The sequence below is a fragment of the Vibrio sp. Vb0304 genome, from assembly GCF_033338995.1.
GTDB lineage: Bacteria > Pseudomonadota > Gammaproteobacteria > Enterobacterales > Vibrionaceae > Vibrio > Vibrio alginolyticus.
This window is the reverse complement of record NZ_JAWOTT010000014.1, coordinates 55,379-72,414: the sequence shown is the minus strand read 5'-3', so window position 1 is coordinate 72,414 and position 17,036 is coordinate 55,379. Positions and strand designations below refer to the sequence as shown.

14 protein-coding genes are annotated in these 17,036 nt (G+C 46.4%); all 14 read left to right on the top strand.

Annotated features, from left to right (window positions below; all coding sequences use genetic code 11):
- Nucleotides 1-2 precede the first annotated feature (2 nt).
- The 14 genes from R7P35_RS16675 to R7P35_RS16610 all read left to right on the top strand — a co-directional run bounded on the left by R7P35_RS16675 (nucleotide 3) and on the right by R7P35_RS16610 (nucleotide 17,035).
- Nucleotides 3-464 carry a hypothetical protein gene (locus R7P35_RS16675; protein ID WP_033907417.1) on the top strand — a complete coding sequence of 154 codons (462 nt, stop codon included), beginning with the start codon at nucleotides 3-5 and terminating at the stop codon, nucleotides 462-464.
- Between the two features lie 291 nt (nucleotides 465-755).
- Nucleotides 756-1,217, top strand: coding sequence for a type II secretion system protein (locus tag R7P35_RS16670; protein WP_033907416.1), 462 nt, complete (start codon nucleotides 756-758; stop codon nucleotides 1,215-1,217).
- A 70-nt stretch (nucleotides 1,218-1,287) separates the two neighbouring features.
- Entirely contained in the window at nucleotides 1,288-1,521 is a 234-nt protein-coding gene (locus tag R7P35_RS16665) for a type II secretion system protein (protein ID WP_005388453.1), read from the top strand.
- A gap of 115 nt (nucleotides 1,522-1,636) precedes the next feature.
- Nucleotides 1,637-2,116: a type II secretion system protein gene (locus R7P35_RS16660; RefSeq protein WP_025767602.1), complete on the top strand. Its 480-nt coding sequence runs from the start codon at nucleotides 1,637-1,639 to the stop codon at nucleotides 2,114-2,116.
- A complete protein-coding gene (locus R7P35_RS16655; RefSeq protein WP_025767603.1) occupies nucleotides 2,113-2,694 on the top strand; it encodes a type II secretion system protein in 582 nt (193 codons plus the stop codon). Before R7P35_RS16660 ends, R7P35_RS16655 begins: the two co-directional genes overlap by 4 nt.
- Nucleotides 2,694-3,407 carry a PilW family protein gene (locus R7P35_RS16650; protein ID WP_213874925.1) on the top strand — a complete coding sequence of 238 codons (714 nt, stop codon included), beginning with the start codon at nucleotides 2,694-2,696 and terminating at the stop codon, nucleotides 3,405-3,407. Before R7P35_RS16655 ends, R7P35_RS16650 begins: the two co-directional genes overlap by 1 nt.
- Nucleotides 3,397-3,831 (top strand): hypothetical protein, encoded by a 435-nt coding sequence (locus R7P35_RS16645; protein ID WP_033907414.1) that lies wholly within the window; start codon nucleotides 3,397-3,399, stop codon nucleotides 3,829-3,831. The genes R7P35_RS16650 and R7P35_RS16645 overlap by 11 nt, the downstream gene beginning before the upstream one ends.
- Nucleotides 3,832-3,835: 4 nt before the next feature.
- Nucleotides 3,836-8,359, top strand: a complete 4,524-nt coding sequence (locus R7P35_RS16640) for a DUF6701 domain-containing protein (RefSeq protein ID WP_318092371.1) — start codon at nucleotides 3,836-3,838, stop codon at nucleotides 8,357-8,359.
- 151 nt (nucleotides 8,360-8,510) lie between these two features.
- Nucleotides 8,511-9,554: a rod shape-determining protein gene (locus R7P35_RS16635; protein ID WP_005381144.1), complete on the top strand. Its 1,044-nt coding sequence runs from the start codon at nucleotides 8,511-8,513 to the stop codon at nucleotides 9,552-9,554.
- Nucleotides 9,555-9,704: 150 nt separating this feature from the next.
- Nucleotides 9,705-10,601, top strand: coding sequence for a rod shape-determining protein MreC (gene mreC, locus R7P35_RS16630; protein WP_005381142.1), 897 nt, complete (start codon nucleotides 9,705-9,707; stop codon nucleotides 10,599-10,601).
- Nucleotides 10,591-11,079, top strand: a complete 489-nt coding sequence (gene mreD, locus R7P35_RS16625) for a rod shape-determining protein MreD (protein ID WP_005381141.1) — start codon at nucleotides 10,591-10,593, stop codon at nucleotides 11,077-11,079. Before mreC ends, mreD begins: the two co-directional genes overlap by 11 nt.
- 4 nt (nucleotides 11,080-11,083) lie before the next feature.
- A complete protein-coding gene (locus tag R7P35_RS16620) occupies nucleotides 11,084-11,653 on the top strand; it encodes a Maf family protein (protein ID WP_025767607.1) in 570 nt (189 codons plus the stop codon).
- Nucleotides 11,654-11,671: 18 nt separating this feature from the next.
- The gene (gene rng, locus R7P35_RS16615) at nucleotides 11,672-13,141 is read left to right on the top strand and encodes a ribonuclease G (protein WP_005381138.1); all 1,470 of its coding nucleotides are present in this window, start codon (nucleotides 11,672-11,674) and stop codon (nucleotides 13,139-13,141) included.
- A gap of 12 nt (nucleotides 13,142-13,153) precedes the next feature.
- The gene (locus R7P35_RS16610) at nucleotides 13,154-17,035 is read left to right on the top strand and encodes a YhdP family protein (protein ID WP_318092368.1); all 3,882 of its coding nucleotides are present in this window, start codon (nucleotides 13,154-13,156) and stop codon (nucleotides 17,033-17,035) included.
- The last annotated feature ends 1 nt before the right edge of the window (nucleotide 17,036 follow it).

Sequence of the window (17,036 nt, the reverse complement as noted above, 5' to 3'; positions counted from 1 at the left end):
AGGTGGTTGAAAATCAAAGCCGAGCAACGCTTATTGTGTTTGGGGTTATTGCTACGATTATGGCGGTGGGTTTGGCGGTCAAATTACGTCCTGTCACCGAGCAAGCACAAGTAACTGGGGCTAAGTTGGCGAGAGTTTGGATGCAAGATAGTGTTCAGCGTTATCGTCAAGCTTGGCTAGTACAAGGCGAGCCAGAACATATGCTGATGGATGGTTTTAACCTTACTATGACTGAGGACGGGTTAGTGTCTCCCTTTACTCAGCAAGGTGTATTAGATTGTGGTTATTGGCTAGCGGTGCATTACCCCCAACGTAAAATAATGACCAACAAGTTAATAGATATCAATGGAGCCATCAAAACTGATCGTTATGTCTGTCACTACACTTATGAAAATGGTCAGTCGATTGTAGTTATCTTAACTGCTAATCAACTGAAAATAGACGTCGAAATGTCGGCGGAGTGAATTTTTTGACACCTAATCACTATAATTGGTAATGAAAGTCGGTATAATGCAATCATTACCATAAGTAACAGGCTGTAATAGTGGGTAAACAATAATGTGTTTTTCTCATTGCAGCATGAACCGAATAATGGCGAATCGTCATTCTGCTCAAGCGGTAGATACAGTATCCACTTCACGGTCAGTTTTAGTGAACGTTGCTGCCCCAAACCGTTTTGACAATATCCAAAATGGTCGCGTGACCTAAACAAAACTTTGCAGTTGTACTGCATGCTTACATAGAGAGAGTAAACAATGAAAAGACAAGGTGGTTTCACCCTTATCGAATTGGTAGTGGTAATTGTAATCCTAGGTATTCTAGCGGTCACTGCAGCACCACGTTTCCTTAACCTGCAAGATGATGCTCGTGAGTCTGCTCTTCAAGGCCTGAAAGGTGCCATTGATGGTGGTTCTGGTATTGCTTTTGGAAAAGCTGCAATTGAGAGTCAGGATGGTCCAACTGGTTCTATCAGTGCTGCCGGCAAAACTTTGAACCTTGTTTATGGTTACCCTAAAGCAACTAAAGATGATTTAGAATTAGTGGTTGATGGTCTGGATACTGATTGGGCTAAGAAAGCTTCAAGTGGCGCTGATACGGGTGTTCTATTCGGTATTAAAGGTTTTTCTGATAGCTGTGTGCTTTACACACAAGCTACAGAAAACGTCCCAGCGAAAACCTCTATTGTTGAAGGCTCTGCTAGCTGTACAGACGAGTAATTTCTTTAATATAAAGGCCAGCTAGTCTGGCCTTTATCTCTTTATTTTGATGAATATCGGAATAGCTCATATGCGTAAATCATCGGGTCTTAGTGCGATAGAGTTTGTGGTTGTGCTGATTATCTTAGGTGTGATCGGTTATGTGGTATTACCAAGATTTATCAGCTTCGAGCCAGAAACTTACGAAGCGAAGTGGGAGCAAACCAAGCAGACCGCCGAGCACGTTTCTGAAACGCTGAGCAATAAAGAAACTTACGATCGAATTGAAGAAGAGATTGGTCGTTCAAAAGGGCAAAATAACTAGACATTGGTTATTTGTTCGTCTGTTCACACTTTGAATCGAAAAATTATAAACCTATCATTAATCTCATAATTTCATCGTATACTTATCTCGCTTGTTCTAAGCCTAAGGTTGGGTTATGAAAATTCGCAGCTCTGCATTAGGGTTCACGTTAATGGAGTTAATCCTCGTGATTGTTCTCCTCTCCATCCTTTCACTTTTTGCAGCCAGCCGTTTTATGGACTCTGGCAGTTTTTCTGCATATGCATTACAAGAACGTGTGATTTCTGTGATTCGCCAAGTGCAAGTGAATCGTATGCAGTCGAATGCTACAAGTCCTGATAACAACTTTCGTTTACAAGTTTCTAGCTCATGTGTTGGTTCGGTTGCTGCCTGTGCACTAACAGGCAGTGCACGAGATGCTCGTAGTGACGTGGTTATCGATAAGTCCGCAAATTTTTCTGTTATCAGCGGTGCCGCAAATACAGTTAATTTTAACCTTCTCGGCAATCCTGTAAGCGGTGCTGTAAACATCTTAATTGAAGATAAACATGGTCGAAGCCGCTGCCAAGTTGAAATTAATTCTCAAGGTTATGTTTCTAAAGGTACATGCTCATGAAGAAATCTAGTGGCATGACTTTAATAGAAATGATCATCGCGATTGTTTTGATGGGTATTGCGATGGTGGCGTTTACTTCTTTTCTTGTCCCTCAGATTCGAGATTCCGCCATCCCTCATTATCAAACCCGCGCTGCCGCATTAGGCCAAGGTTTTATGTCTCAGATATTGGCGCGAGGCTTCGATGAAAACAGCGACTTTGATGGTGGCACCGTTCGGTGTGGTGAGAATGGAGTGAGCTGCACTGACGTAAATAAATTAGGTGCGGATAAAAAACTAGACGGTTCCTTGGAAACAACGCCTAGTGATTTCAATGATGTCGATGACTATATCGGGTGTTGGAGCACATCTACAACGGCTTCTCAGTGTGATGGTATCCCTAGAGGGAATATTAGTGATGTACTTGGTGCGGACAGTACTGAGCAGTACAAAAACTTTAGATTAGAAATTAGCGTTGCCTATGATGATCTGACGGATAAAGCTCCCGATGAAATAACCGAATACAAAAAAGTAACATTAAGGATTTTTGCGGGGAACACGCAGCCCCTTACTTTAACAGCTATTAAGGGGAACTACTGATGAAAGATCGTGGTTTCACCTTAATGGAAATGATAGTTACGATTGTGGTCGGCAGCTTCATCATGTTGGGGATAGCTGGGTATGTCCAGTTAGGAATGAAAGGTTACGCTGATACTATCGATCGCCAACGAATACAAACGCAGGCTCAGTTTGTTTTAGAAAAGATGACGCGTGAAATCCGCCATGCTGTACCTAATAGTTTCCATATACCAAAGGATGCTTCCCATTGCTTAGAATTTGTTCCGATTGAGTATTCTGGTTTTTACACTTTTAAGAATAATGATTTAGAGTTTTTGCTAGGTAATGACTCAACGCTTAATCCTATTCCTGCGAATCGCAGGATGGTGATAAATCCGAGCCGATATGAAGATTTAAAATCAACTTCTTCGCAAAATATAGCCATTGGTGGTTTAGCAAAAACAGATAACGTTTTTGTCGTTAGTGGGGCGGCAAATACGGTTGTGGGCAACTCAGTTTCTAGTCGTCTTTATATTTATCAAGAGAAGTCAGAGATTCGCTACTGTTTTGATACCAAGCGAGTTACGCGAAATGATATTACGGTTGCAGATAGTGTCGATACGTCCGTAAGTGGTATGCGTTATCTAGAGCCTACTCTGCAACGAGGTGGTTTAGTTCATATCAATTTAGAGTTTGAGCAGGATGGTGAACGTAGTGTGTATCAACAAGATGTGCAGGTGCTCAATGTCCCATAGAAGAAACTCCAGCGGAAATGTACTAATCATCGTGTTATTCGTAATTATTGTAATGGGATATTTGGCTTCCTCTTTAATGAAGGTGACATGGTCGAACCAAAGCGGATTAACAAGAGAGTTTTTGGGAACAAAAGCTTGGTTTGTTGCTCAGTCTGCAAATGAGTGGGCTCTGACCAAGATGTATCCGTTAAATACAAGTACAACAGATATCGCGACCGTATGCAGTGGGGAGGTTAGCGGTGCCGTTCCGCCGGTAGCTGTGGGAAGTGGGTGCAAGGTTAATGCGATGGCATGTACAGATATAGGTACTTTCAATGAGGGTACCCCTGACGCTGAATCTCTTTTTAAGGTGCAGGCCACGGCAACGTGTGGTTCTGGGGTTATACAGGTACAGCGTCAGCAAGAGGTTTGGGTAAAGGATTAGAATAATGAAAAAGACCATACTATTTTTAATTTCGCTATCACTGTCTGCCTTTTCATACGCGGATACCTGGCAAGCTACGGAGTCTTGTTCGGTCCATCTAAAAGAGTCGTTTTCGGTCGAAGCTAATTACCAGGTGGCAGTGAGTGATGGCGTTATTTACTTGAAAAAGCAGGGAAAGGGCAACGTCACTCTCTATCCGCTCTGGTCCGTTGAAAACTACTCCCCCAGCTCTTACCGAGGAATATTCCATGAGCAGGACCTGGAACCCGGCCAGAAGTACGTAGTTCGTATTGAATATGATAACGTTACGAAGCACGGGCATACGTATACGGCGGATTTGGCTTATCTGCTTTATAAAGAAGGCTTGCTTATAAAAGAAGTTGCCGCTAAAGGCCAATCTTTTTCACAAGTTTCAGATAGCGCTGACGTTTTGTTTGAAATCGGTAATGGGTTATCTGATTTAGATTGTGAGCCTGGGGCAAGGCCTACTCCTCCCATCCCTCCAGCATCAAGCTTTGCTGTACCGGATCACGTGTGTCAACTTTTCCCTGAACCTGTCCAAGGCTGGCAGCAGGAAGAAAGCAAACTGATTGTGACTAATTCAACTGTCAGGGCGTTGGGCTGGTCTGACGAATATCTGGCGGACAGCCGCAACTTCTACACCTACAAACAGAACTGGGACAGCGGCAGCGAGTGGCGCAACCTGCGCGTGGGCTTTGATAGCGGTGAGCAGGCCTCACAGTTGTACAAGGACAAAACCCCTTATATCTGTAATAACGAGTTTGGCTGTTTCCCGAAAGATGGTTTGGCGGGAGATGGCAGTTTGGCGGGTGGTGATGGCCTGACAGAGCGACGCAAAGCGGAAAAACCGAGTGCTCTGAACGCAACCTTTAACGCCACTAAACAACAGGTTATTCGTACGAATCCAAGTGCAAAAAAATACTATGGCAAGGTTTGTGGTAATGGTTCAGATGTTTGTAGTTACCAAGAATTCGGCGATCGCGTTGTCATCAGCTTGAAGCGCGACCTTAAACGACTAAAGATTATTGAAAGTGCAAACAGTCAAAAGGTTGAGCTGAAGATCGCTGGTGAACGCAAAATAGAAGAGTTGGTTTACGAGTCTAAGTCCAATCTCTCACTATATTTGGCCGATAACACCAACCTGACAGTGAAAACTTTCAAAAATATAGGCGCCAAGCCGAAGCTGATTTTTGGTAGCAACGTTACCTGGAATGTGGTGGGTACGAATCAGACGCCCGGCTCGTATACCGGCAACAATGCTGATTTTAAACTCGAAGATGCCTATTTTGATTACCGTACCACACAAAGTGATTTGGTATTGCCGGTGATCTATGGGCCACAGGCGAGTGTGCATTTCAAAACCGCCACGTCACAACAGTTTAAAGGCTTTATTCTTGCCAAGAGCCTGGTGCTGGATACCGGCGAACAAATTTATGGTGCAGTCACAAGCCGTTGGCTTGATATGCGAGGCTCAACTCAAGTTGTCAAACCGGACTATCCGCAGCCGTGCTGGACGCCTCCTCAGCCTAAGCAGTGTAAGCCATTACCACCCGAAAACTTCGATAACGGCAGCCTGGCCAACTGGTCAGTGATGGGCTTTGAAAGCAGTACCCAGCCGCAGACGAACAATGGGCGTTTCAGGCTGAATGAAAGTATACGTCGTCAGGCCACGGCGTCGGCCTACAATTATGTCTTTCCATCGGCACAAAACTATTTGCAGATTGAGTTTGATCATTACGCCTTTGGTGGTGATGGTGCTGATGGTATAGCTCTGGTGCTGTCGGATGCCAATGTGCTGCCGAAAACCGGTGCCTTTGGCGGCCCGCTGGGCTACGGGATGAAGCTGCAGAAAAACCACAGCGAAGAAGTGACTAAAGACATTGAAGGCTTTGCTGGAGGTTGGCTAGGAATCGGTCTTGATGAATACGGTAACTATTACCGTACTGGTGGAGAGGTTGTTGATAAATATTCACCACGAAAACAGAACTTGATAGGTGTTCGTGGTCCCGGCTCCACGGACTCAAATGGTCAGTGGCTTAAGGGCTATAAATACATTAAGGGCTATGAACCTAGTCGAAAAGATCTGCCAGTTGAAGATATTGATGGTCCCCGCAGTGGCTTACATAAATACAGAATCGTGCTCAACTCACGTGAGTCAGGTAAATATTATCTCACGGTCGAAAGAAAAATAGATACAGGAGAATGGAAAACACTAATCGAGAAGTTTGATGTACTTCAGCAGGGCAGCTTTAATACGGTGCCAGAGAACTTCCGCCTTTCTGTCACCGCATCAACCGGTTGGTCGACCAATACTCATGAGATTGATAACTTCCAGGTATGTGCCGATGAGGCCATCCCACTGACCGAAGGCATCCACCACTTTGAGTTTGATTATTCGGGCTCAGGCAGCACTTGTCAGGCCTCTCAAGTGGAGCTGCGAGCGTGCATGAATGCGGACTGTAGCAAGCGCTATCCGCGCGACGCATACAATAACGGGATGCTTAAGCCACTCAATGTGACGCTGACGCCTTCGGCGGGGCATGACATTGCTAACTGGGTCGGTGGTACACAGGTAACTGTTCAAAACCAGAAGGAATTAGCGCTACAGGCTTCGGAATCTGGCACTATTACCATGGGCGTGGCCAGCAGCTCGGTACCGCAGTTTGGTTTTGAAGGTGCACGCTGTCGTATTAATGGCGGCGAGCTCTTGGCAGAGAACTGTGAGGTGACTTTCGTTAAGAATGTTTTAGCGGTCAACGTGGCCGATGTGGTGGCCAACCGCCAGAGCCAGGGTGAGGATCACTTGTCGTTCTGTTCTGCTCAGGCAGATGCGGACGGTGAGTCGCGCAACGTGAGAATGTCGATGGCGTATGAAGTTGCACCGGTTGATAAAACTCAGCCGGTGTCGATCTGGTACAAGAGAAAGGTCGGCAACAACACGGTCGACTGGACAAGTGAGCCAACTTTACTTAAGACACAAAGTATAGTGTTGAAAAATGTGTATTTTGACTCGCAGGGCAAGGCGTACTTTAAAATTAAGTATCCGGAAGCAGGTAAAGTGAAGCTCAATGCGAGCGTCGATGGTGTGGGCGATTCTGCTGGCTTTGCCAGCTTTGTCAGCTTCCCTGAGTATCTGAAGCTAACAGCAACCAAAGCGGATAAAAACGGTACCTGCACCAAGGCCATTTCTGGCTGTAGCAACAGTTTTGTTGCCGCTGGTGAGTTGTTTGACCTGACCGTGACCGCCTATCAGGCGGCGGATGAAAATACAGAAAAGGTCGCCAAAAACTACCAGGAGCCGGCCATTACCATCGCCAACAGCGTGAAATACCCGGCTGAGGGGGCGTCAGCCACGCTGTTGAATACCTCATTGCCGGAGGGGAGCAAATGGGCCAATGGTAAGGTGATGCTGCCGCAGTCGGTCTCGGAAGTCGGCGCATTTGAATTTAGCGTAGCTGCACCAGTTGCGAGTGATGAAAACGGCAAACCGCTGGGTACCTCAAGCTATTTAGGTAGTAGCGCGTTCAAAATTAAGGATGCAATAGCGACAATAGGTCGCTTCTATCCGGCTTACTTTAACGTTACGGAAACCAACTGGGACTATCCGGATAACCAGGGCGAGTCGGCCTACATGGGGCAGGCTTTCGATTCGGTAAGCTTTGCTGTGACCGCCTATAATGCCAGTGGCGGCGCGACACAAAACTACGGTTTGTTTGCTAGTGGATTAAAAGCCGATTTCTATCTGTCCGGTGAACATTCGGATCGCTTGAATATCGCGAATGCGGATCTCGGCGATAAAAACTGGAGCGGCGCGGTGTGGCGTAAGCAGTGGGATAATTCGGTTCAATGGAGCAAACCAATTTTGCCCGATGGGCCGTTTAACTCGAAAGTGGTGGCGGACAAATCTACCAGTACCACGATTAGCCTATCACTGAGCAATTCTGGTGGTAAAACCAGTAGCTATGTTGACCCGACATTATTCAGGTTTAAAAGTAGCGTTAACGGCAATGAACAATTGACTACCAGCGTGGCACAAGTGTTGCTGGCACAACCGGATGTGCGCTTTGGTCGCATCGCTCTTGATGATGTTGGTGGAAATCAGGGGGCGACCTTACATATTCCTCTAAGAATCGAATACTGGAATGGTAGCCGCTTTATCGCCAACCCTAATGACAATCAAACCGATGTGAAAGGTGTCACTGCCGCTGAAACGCATATTTGGCCAACAGGTGCTGGAGCCACTCCCAAAGCAGTCACGTTAGGAGCTGGTGGAGAAGTTGCTTCTGGTTCTTCTCGTTCTATTACTGCAACTCAAGCAGAACCATACCGTCAGCAAACACGCGTTTGGTTAGATCTTGATGACTCTGAAAATGGTTTACCATGGCTCAAATATGATTGGGACAATGATGGCTCCGAAGAAAACCCATCATCCGTCGTCACCTTTGGTATTCATCGTGGTAACGATCGCGTGATTTACCGTGGTGAGCCAGGGTTAACCGGACAGTAACAACTTAGGTTTTTGCCCTTAAGTTAGGAAACTGCAAGAAATTGAGGCTTTCTGCTCATGTTTGTGTACCAATACCTTGCTGTGACAGCGAGGCATTGGTACATTTAGAGCAATTTTTGTCTTCTATATTTTTGCAGGATGAGCGAAGAGTATGTTTAAGAAACTTCGTGGCATGTTTTCTAACGATCTATCTATCGATTTAGGTACAGCCAACACTCTAATTTACGTAAAAGGGCAAGGAATTGTCCTTGATGAACCTTCTGTAGTTGCTATTCGTCAAGATCGTGTAGGTTCTGCAAAAAGCGTTGCTGCAGTCGGTCACGCAGCAAAACAGATGCTTGGTCGTACACCTGGCAACATTTCCGCTATTCGCCCAATGAAAGACGGCGTAATCGCTGACTTCTACGTAACCGAAAAAATGCTTCAGCACTTTATCAAGCAAGTGCACGATAACAGCATCCTAAAGCCAAGCCCACGTGTTCTTGTTTGTGTTCCTTGTGGTTCTACCCAAGTTGAGCGTCGCGCAATTCGTGAATCAGCACTTGGTGCTGGTGCGCGTGAAGTTTACCTAATCGACGAGCCAATGGCGGCGGCAATTGGTGCTGGCCTTCGTGTATCTGAGCCGACAGGTTCAATGGTGGTCGATATCGGTGGTGGTACAACTGAAGTTGCCGTTATCTCTCTAAACGGTGTGGTTTACTCATCGTCTGTACGTATCGGTGGTGACCGCTTTGATGAAGCTGTGATCAACTACGTACGTCGTAACTACGGCAGCTTGATTGGTGAAGCAACGGCTGAAAAGATCAAACACGAAATCGGTTCTGCTTACCCTGGTGATGAAGTTCAAGAGATTGAAGTTCGCGGTCGTAACCTTGCAGAGGGTGTGCCACGCAGCTTTAGCTTGAACTCAAACGAGATCCTAGAAGCGCTTCAAGAGCCGCTATCTGGCATCGTATCAGCAGTCATGGTTGCACTAGAACAGTGTCCACCAGAGCTTGCTTCAGACATTTCTGAAAACGGTATGGTACTAACCGGTGGTGGTGCACTACTTAAAGACCTAGACCGTCTACTAATGGAAGAAACTGGTATTCCTGTGGTTATCGCGGAAGATCCACTAACGTGTGTTGCGCGTGGTGGCGGTAAAGCACTAGAAATGATCGACATGCACGGTGGCGATCTGTTCTCTGAAGAATAAAGGTTTAGGTGAAGCTCATGTCGGGCTTCACCTTCATTTCTGCTCTCTCTGTAATTCAAACATGCTCCATACCTAAAAGTATTTAGTTAAGTATTTTTAGGTTGCCAAGTAAGGCTCAATAATTATGGAAGCAATCAGGTCAAAAACAAGATGAAACCGATTTTCGGCAGAGGTCCGTCTCTGCAATTACGTCTGTTTTTTGCTGTCATCGTGTCGGCGAGCTTAATGCTGGCCGATAGTCGTCTAGATACGTTTTCCAACGTTCGATACCTACTAAACAGTATGGTTGCACCGATTCAGTACGCAGCGAATTTACCTCGTAGTATGTTCGATGGCGTATTTGAACGTTTTAATTCTCATCAGGCATTGGTTGAAGGCAATCGCAGCTTAAAGCGAGAAGTGCTACGCCTGAAAAGCGAGCTTATCTTGCTCGACCAATATAAAGAAGAAAACCAACGCTTACGTAAGTTGTTAGGATCTTCATTTGTCCGTGATGAAAAGAAAGTCGTGACAGAAGTAATGGCGGTGGATACTTCACCTTATCGTCATCAAGTGGTGATCGATAAAGGCCGTATTGATGGTGTTTACGTTGGTCAGCCTGTTATCAATGAGAAAGGCATCGTTGGTCAGGTCACGTTTGTCGCAGCGCACAACGCACGTGTTCTGCTGCTAACGGACGCGAAAAATGCAATTCCTGTCCAGGTGATCCGCAATGATATCCGAGTGATCGCATCGGGCAATGGTGAAATGGATGAAATCCAACTAGAACACATTCCAACCAGCACAGATATTCAGGTTGGTGATTTATTGGTGACATCCGGTTTAGGTGGCATTTACCCTGAGGGATACCCAGTCGCGACGGTTACCAATGTGGATCACGATACGCGTCAAGAGTTCGCTTCAATCAAGGCTGAGCCGGTTGTGGAGTTTGATCGCTTACGCTACTTACTGCTGATTTGGCCGAATGAAGACCGTCAACACAAAGTACTGCGGTCCAATGTAGATGAAGGGTTAGAGCAAGAACAAGAGGTAACCGATGGCCAATAATGTATTGAGTAGCCGAATGGTGATTGGCGTCAGTTTCTTCGTTGCACTGGTACTGCAAACCATTCCATGGCCAGGTGTGTTAGATGTGTTACGCCCTTCATGGTTGTTCCTTGTTACGTGTTATTGGGTGTTGGCACTACCGCACCGAGTGAACGTCGGAACTGCGCTAGTGCTAGGCTTATTGTGGGATATCTTGATCGGCTCAACGCTTGGAATTCGTGGCATGATGATGTCGATCGTTATCTACCTCGTTGCGCTGAATTTCCTGTTGATTCGTAACATGGCATTGTGGCAACAGTCGATTTTAATTGCCTTTTTTACTGCGTTATTGGAAGTTTTGATATTCTGTGGGGAATATTTGAACCAGGACGTAGTATTTAATCCATTATCTCTGTGGACGGCGGCAATAAACTGTATACTTTGGCCATGGATGTTTTTATTAATGCGACGAGTTCGTCGTGCATGGCACGTAAGGTAAAGCGGTGAAGAAAAGCTTATCTCTCGTTCTCGCATCGGGTTCTCCGAGAAGAAAAGAGCTGCTTGCTCAACTGGGTTATGATTTTGAGATCGTATTGCCTGATATTGAGGAAGCCAAACAGGCTCATGAGCAAGCACGAGATTACGTGTTGCGTCTTTCTTTGGAAAAAGCTCAGGCAGGCTTAGCGTTGGCTAAGCCTGATTCCGTTGTATTGGGCTCTGATACGGTCGTGGTATGCGATGACCGTGTGCTAGAAAAACCAAAAAGTTTTGAAGATTCAAAGCGTATGCTTACTGGCTTATCGGGTCGTCGTCATCAAGTGATGACTGCGGTGAGCGTTGTATCATCGGAACAACAACATTCAGTGGTCGTTACCACTGACGTGTGGTTCAAACCACTGACTCACGAAGAAATCGAACAATATTGGCAGTCAGGAGAGCCATGCGATAAAGCTGGAAGTTATGGTATTCAGGGACTCGGAGGGCGATTTGTCACCCGAATCGAAGGCAGTTATCACGCTGTAGTAGGCTTACCTTTGTTCGAAACCGATCAGCTAATTCAAGAATTTTTATAATTGTTTTGAGGTGTGCACATGAGTGCAGAATTGCTGCTTAACGTGACCCCGAGTGAAACTCGTGTGGCCATGATTGAAGGTGGAGTACTACAAGAAATACATATCGAGCGCGAATCGCGTCGCGGCATTGTGGGCAATATATACAAAGGCAAAGTCAGCCGAGTACTGCCAGGTATGCAAGCGGCTTTCGTCGATATCGGTTTAGATAAAGCGGCGTTTTTACATGCGTCAGATATTGTCCCGCATACCGAATGTGTGGCAGAGAACGAAAAACAGCAGTTTCAAGTCCGTGATATCTCTGAGCTGGTACGTCAGGGACAAGACATAGTTGTACAAGTGGTCAAAGATCCGCTCGGCACGAAAGGCGCGCGTTTAACGACGGATATCACCTTACCTTCGCGTTATCTTGTTTTTATGCCGGGGGCCAGTCATGTCGGTGTTTCGCAGCGTATTGAGAGTGAGAAAGAGCGCGAGCGTCTGAAAAAAGTGGTGAATCATTACTGTGATGAGCACGGTGGTTTTATCATTCGTACCGCAGCGGAAGGCGCAGATGAAAAAGAGCTTTCTCAAGATGCGGCATTTCTTAAGCGCTTGTGGCTAAAAGTCATGGAGCGTCGTTCAAAATACAAAACGCGTTCAACGCTTTACGGTGAGCTTGGTTTGGCCCAGCGCATTCTGCGTGATTTTGTCGGCACAGAGCTCGATAAAATCATGGTCGACTCCCGCCTCGAATATGAAAACCTGAAAGAATTCACTTCTGAGTATGTACCTGAGTTAACAGACAAGCTTGAGCTTTACGAAGGTGACAAGCCAATCTTTGACATGTACGACACCGAGAATGAAATTCAGCGTTCTTTAGAGCGCAAGGTTGAGCTAAAGTCGGGTGGCTACTTGATCATCGATCAAACTGAAGCCATGACAACTATCGACATCAACACTGGTGCATTTGTTGGTCGTCGTAATCTTGAAGAGACCATCTTTAATACCAACATTGAGGCAACTCAGGCTATTGCTCGTCAGCTGCGTTTGCGCAATCTCGGCGGCATCATCATCATCGACTTTATCGATATGGCGTCTGAAGAGCACCGTCAGCGAGTGCTCACCTCATTGGAAACCGCACTGGCTAAAGACCGAGTAAAAACAAACATCAACGGCTTTACTCAGCTCGGCTTAGTCGAGATGACGCGTAAGCGCACACGAGAAAGTATTGAACATATCTTGTGTTCTGGCTGTCCTACTTGTGAGGGCCGTGGTAGCGTGAAAACGGTTGAAACCGTGTGCTTTGAGATATTACGCGAGATTACTCGTGTAAACCGTGCTTACGACGCCGATAATTTTGTTGTGTACGCATCGCCGTTTGTTGCTGAAGCGCTGTTGGGTGATGAGTCTCATGCATTGGCTGAGCTCGAAGTATTTATTGGCAAGCAAGTGCGAGTTCAGGCTGAGCCCCTGTACATTCAGGAACAGTTTGACGTCGTAATGATGTAATTTGGAACATTTGTGAATTCTGGTGTTAACCGTTTTGGGCGTTTTTGTGCGTGGAGTTTAGTTACTGTACTGGTGTTATTGGCCATATTAGTAACCACACTGCGCGTCACATTGCCACAACTTAACCACTTCCAAGATGAGATCAAAACCTGGGTCAAGCAGGACACAGGTTTTGACTTTTCTATCGCCAACGTCGCAGGGACGTGGCGCAATAATCACCCCTCCATCGCGCTACTCGGTTTAGAAGCGAACCTGCCGAATATTCAGGATGCACGCTTTGCCGTTGAAGAAATCCAAATTGAATTCGATCTCATTCAATCTCTTTTGCAACTCAAACCGGTGGTCGCAGACCTCACCATCCATAACCTCGCTCTGGATATTCACACCGTAGACATTCTGCCGACCTCTAGTCGTCAAGAGCAGGAACCGAGTGTGGACAAGAGCGAAGTGAAGCTCATCGACCAACTCGACTCACTTCTTTTACGTCAGTTTGAAGACTTCACCATTACCGACTCACGGATTTGGTATAAATCGGTATCTGGTGAGACTCGCCGTTTAGATATCGAGCAGCTCCGTTGGAGCAACCAAGGCAAGCACCACTTAGCCGAAGGCACCGTGAACATTGCCGATGTTCGTCTGAATTCATTGTTAGTGAGCGCTAACTTTAAAGACCATGGTTCGCTGCGTGATGTGTCTGGTGAGTTTTACGTAAGTGCCCAAGATGTCTCAGTGACGCCTTGGTTAACCACTTACATGCAAGAAGAGTCGGGTGCTGAGTCGGGTAAGGTCAGCTTAAACACTTGGCTGACGCTGAAACACAGCCAACCGAATGATGCGTATGTTGAACTATTACCTTCTGAGCTGGTGTGGAATGAAAACGGTCGTCATGAGCTGTTTATCGAGTCAGGTATTTTCAATCTTCGACCAGATAAACAAGGTTGGAAAGTAAATGGTCACTCACTTCGGATCCGAACCGACAACACCCCTTGGCCGGAACTAGACGCAGCGTTTGATTGGCAACCGAATGGTTGGACGCTCAACCTTTCTCAACTCGATATCGAAGCACTTATTCCGCTCATCAAATTGGCTCCAGAGTCGGAATCGACCAGTGATCTTATCAACAAACTGGCACCGAAAGGCCGAGTTGAAGATGTTCGCTTGTCCATGAACGGTGGTTTAGACACGTTACGCTACTCCGCGGAACTGGATGAACTTGCGATGACGCAATGGGAACTGCTACCAGGATTCCATCATGTACAGGGCAGTGTATCTGGTGATTTAGATCAGGCAAAAGCGAAAGTAACCGTCATTGATGATGTATTTCCGTACGGTGATGTATTTCAAGCTCCGCTGAATATCAAACAAGGTGAAGTCGATATTATCTGGCAACAAGATGAGAGTGGCTGGCGCTTGTGGTCTGATAAAGTGACGGCAGCGACACCGGATCTTCAAGTACTAGGAGCATTCCGTCTTGATTTTCCAAAAGAACAAAGCCCATTTTTATCGTTTTATGCTGAGGCGGATCTTTATAACGCAGGTGAAACATGGCGTTACCTGCCGACTCTGGCACTTGGACAAGACTTAACGGATTACCTATCGACTGCGATTCAAGGCGGTAAAGTGAATACGGCTAAGCTGCTGTGGTATGGCGAGTTAGGGGATTTTCCTTACAAAGATCATAATGGCATGTTTCAGGCGTGGGTCGGTTTAAAAGACGCGAAATTTAGCTTTGATACGGCGTGGCCAACCATCACTGATCTGCAGCTGGACTTGCTGTTTGAAAATGATGCCATGTATTTGGATTCAAAGTCCGCTACGCTAAATGGTGTCCATGCCAAGCGTATTACTGGGCGAATCCCTGAGTTGGCGGAAGGTGGACACATTGAGATTGAAGCTAAAGCGAGCGCGCCGGGCAATGAAGTTCGTGACTACATGATGGCGACGCCATTGGTGGACTCGGTCGGGGCAGCGTTGACGGCGCTGCAAGTGAGTGGTCCGGTTTACTCTGAGTTCCAGCTCAACATTCCGTTTGATTTTGAAAAAGAGTCCCGTGCTTGGGGTTATGCCGATTTAACAGAAAACCGTGTCGATATTGAAGCGCCGCCAATGACGCTGGAGAAAGCCACAGGGCGTATCCACTTCGATAATGATGTGGTCACCACATCGGGTTTGTCTGCAGAGTTGCTTACCCAGCCTATCTCCCTCGATTTTCGTGGTGAGAGTGCGGAACAGGGCTACAATGTGACGATTAATACATTAGGGGATTGGGACGTTGAGCCTCTCAAACCTTATGTTGGTGAGCGTTGGTTAAAGCTTGTTTCTGGGCATGCGCCGTGGCAAATGGACATTGACTTACAACTTAATGATGTAGGCTTCACCTATCAACTTGATGTGTTGGCGCAGCTAAATCGTTTAGCGAGTCAATATCCCTATCCGCTAGCGAAACAAGTTGGCGAGTCCGGGCAAGCAAAACTACAGGCATCCGGCAACCAAGAAAGTATTTCAGCAAGACTACAGATACCAAATGCTAAGTATCAAACCGAGATAGATATAACTGGCGACGTACCTGTTCTGACGGCGACTCATTTAATGGTCGGCAAAGGTGGTTTCAGGATCAGCCCTATTGTCGGACACGATGCATCAGTGCGTGTCGCTGAGCTTAATTTAGACGAATGGGCAGAGCTGGTTCAGGGCTCGGAAGGTAAGCAATCCTCATCTGTTCTGGCAAGCATGAAGACGCCGAGTATTCCATTGCCTACACGGATTGATGTTGAAACGCCAAACTTGCAGCTTGGTGGGATTGAGTTTCATGATGTGGACTTTTCCGCAAGCAAAAAGAATTTGAGCTGGCAACTCGATGTGGACAGTCAAGAGGTTAAAGGTAAGGCTAACTATCTGAAACCTTATGACTTATCGGTCTCTTTGGAGCACTTGCACCTGTATATTCCAGGGTTTGAAGAGATGACCAAAGAGCGCAGTTCGCTCTTTGCCAGTGAGGATCAAAACGCGCCTTTGATTACCAATTTTGACCGCCAGTTTCACGCTGAGATGCCAAACTTAACTTTGAACATCGATGATTTTTGGTTGCAAGGTTACAAAGTGGGGAAGGTGAATGTTGATTTGCAGCGTCGCGAGAACCGTTTGGAGTGGAAAAATATCACCTTTAGCAGCGGCAAAAACCGCATTGATATGAGTGGTTGGTGGGACCTGACAAAAGAGAGTAGCCATTCCAACTTAACCATGAAAATGAAAGGTGATAACAACACTGATCTTATGGAGCGCTTTGGTATCACATCGGGTATTCAGCAGGCACCATTTGAGATCAACGCCAATATGGAATGGGACGGCGCGCCTTGGTCGATGAAGACACAAACCTTGCAAGGGAATGTCTCAACGGAATTTGGTAAAGGCGTGATCAGTGAAGTCAGTGGTGCGGCACGCTTGTTAGGCTTGTTCAGTTTGGATTCTATCATCCGTAAGATGCAGCTCGACTTTACCGACGTATTCGACAAAGGCATGGCGTTTAACTCGATCACAGGCACGGGCAAAATCCAAGATGGCGTATTTATCACCAACGATATCGTGATGGATGCGTTAGCAGGGGAAATGCAGATCCGCGGCATCGCCAATATGAACAGCAGAATGGTCGATGCGGAAGTGAAGTTCACCCCAGACATCACATCAGGCCTACCAATGCTGACCGCGTTTGCAGTAGCGCCACAAACCGCGTTGTATGTTTTAGCCATCTCAACAGTGATTTCTCCGGTGGTTGAGGTCTTCACTCAAGTCAATTATGAAGTGAAAGGCCCACTAGACTCACCAACGGTAAAAGAAATTTCTCGAAGTAAAGGTGAATACAAACTGCCAGAAAAGCTGCGTGAACAGGCGAAATAAC

Coding starts and splice junctions, on each gene's coding strand:
- R7P35_RS16660 (WP_025767602.1), top strand. CDS start 1,637: ATGAAAATTCGCAGCTCTGCATTAGGGTTCACGTTAATGGAGTTAATC.
- mreC (WP_005381142.1), top strand. CDS start 9,705: ATGAAACCGATTTTCGGCAGAGGTCCGTCTCTGCAATTACGTCTGTTT.
- R7P35_RS16640 (WP_318092371.1), top strand. CDS start 3,836: ATGAAAAAGACCATACTATTTTTAATTTCGCTATCACTGTCTGCCTTT.
- R7P35_RS16645 (WP_033907414.1), top strand. CDS start 3,397: ATGTCCCATAGAAGAAACTCCAGCGGAAATGTACTAATCATCGTGTTA.
- R7P35_RS16635 (WP_005381144.1), top strand. CDS start 8,511: ATGTTTAAGAAACTTCGTGGCATGTTTTCTAACGATCTATCTATCGAT.
- R7P35_RS16670 (WP_033907416.1), top strand. CDS start 756: ATGAAAAGACAAGGTGGTTTCACCCTTATCGAATTGGTAGTGGTAATT.
- R7P35_RS16650 (WP_213874925.1), top strand. CDS start 2,694: ATGAAAGATCGTGGTTTCACCTTAATGGAAATGATAGTTACGATTGTG.
- mreD (WP_005381141.1), top strand. CDS start 10,591: ATGGCCAATAATGTATTGAGTAGCCGAATGGTGATTGGCGTCAGTTTC.
- R7P35_RS16655 (WP_025767603.1), top strand. CDS start 2,113: ATGAAGAAATCTAGTGGCATGACTTTAATAGAAATGATCATCGCGATT.
- rng (WP_005381138.1), top strand. CDS start 11,672: ATGAGTGCAGAATTGCTGCTTAACGTGACCCCGAGTGAAACTCGTGTG.
- R7P35_RS16665 (WP_005388453.1), top strand. CDS start 1,288: ATGCGTAAATCATCGGGTCTTAGTGCGATAGAGTTTGTGGTTGTGCTG.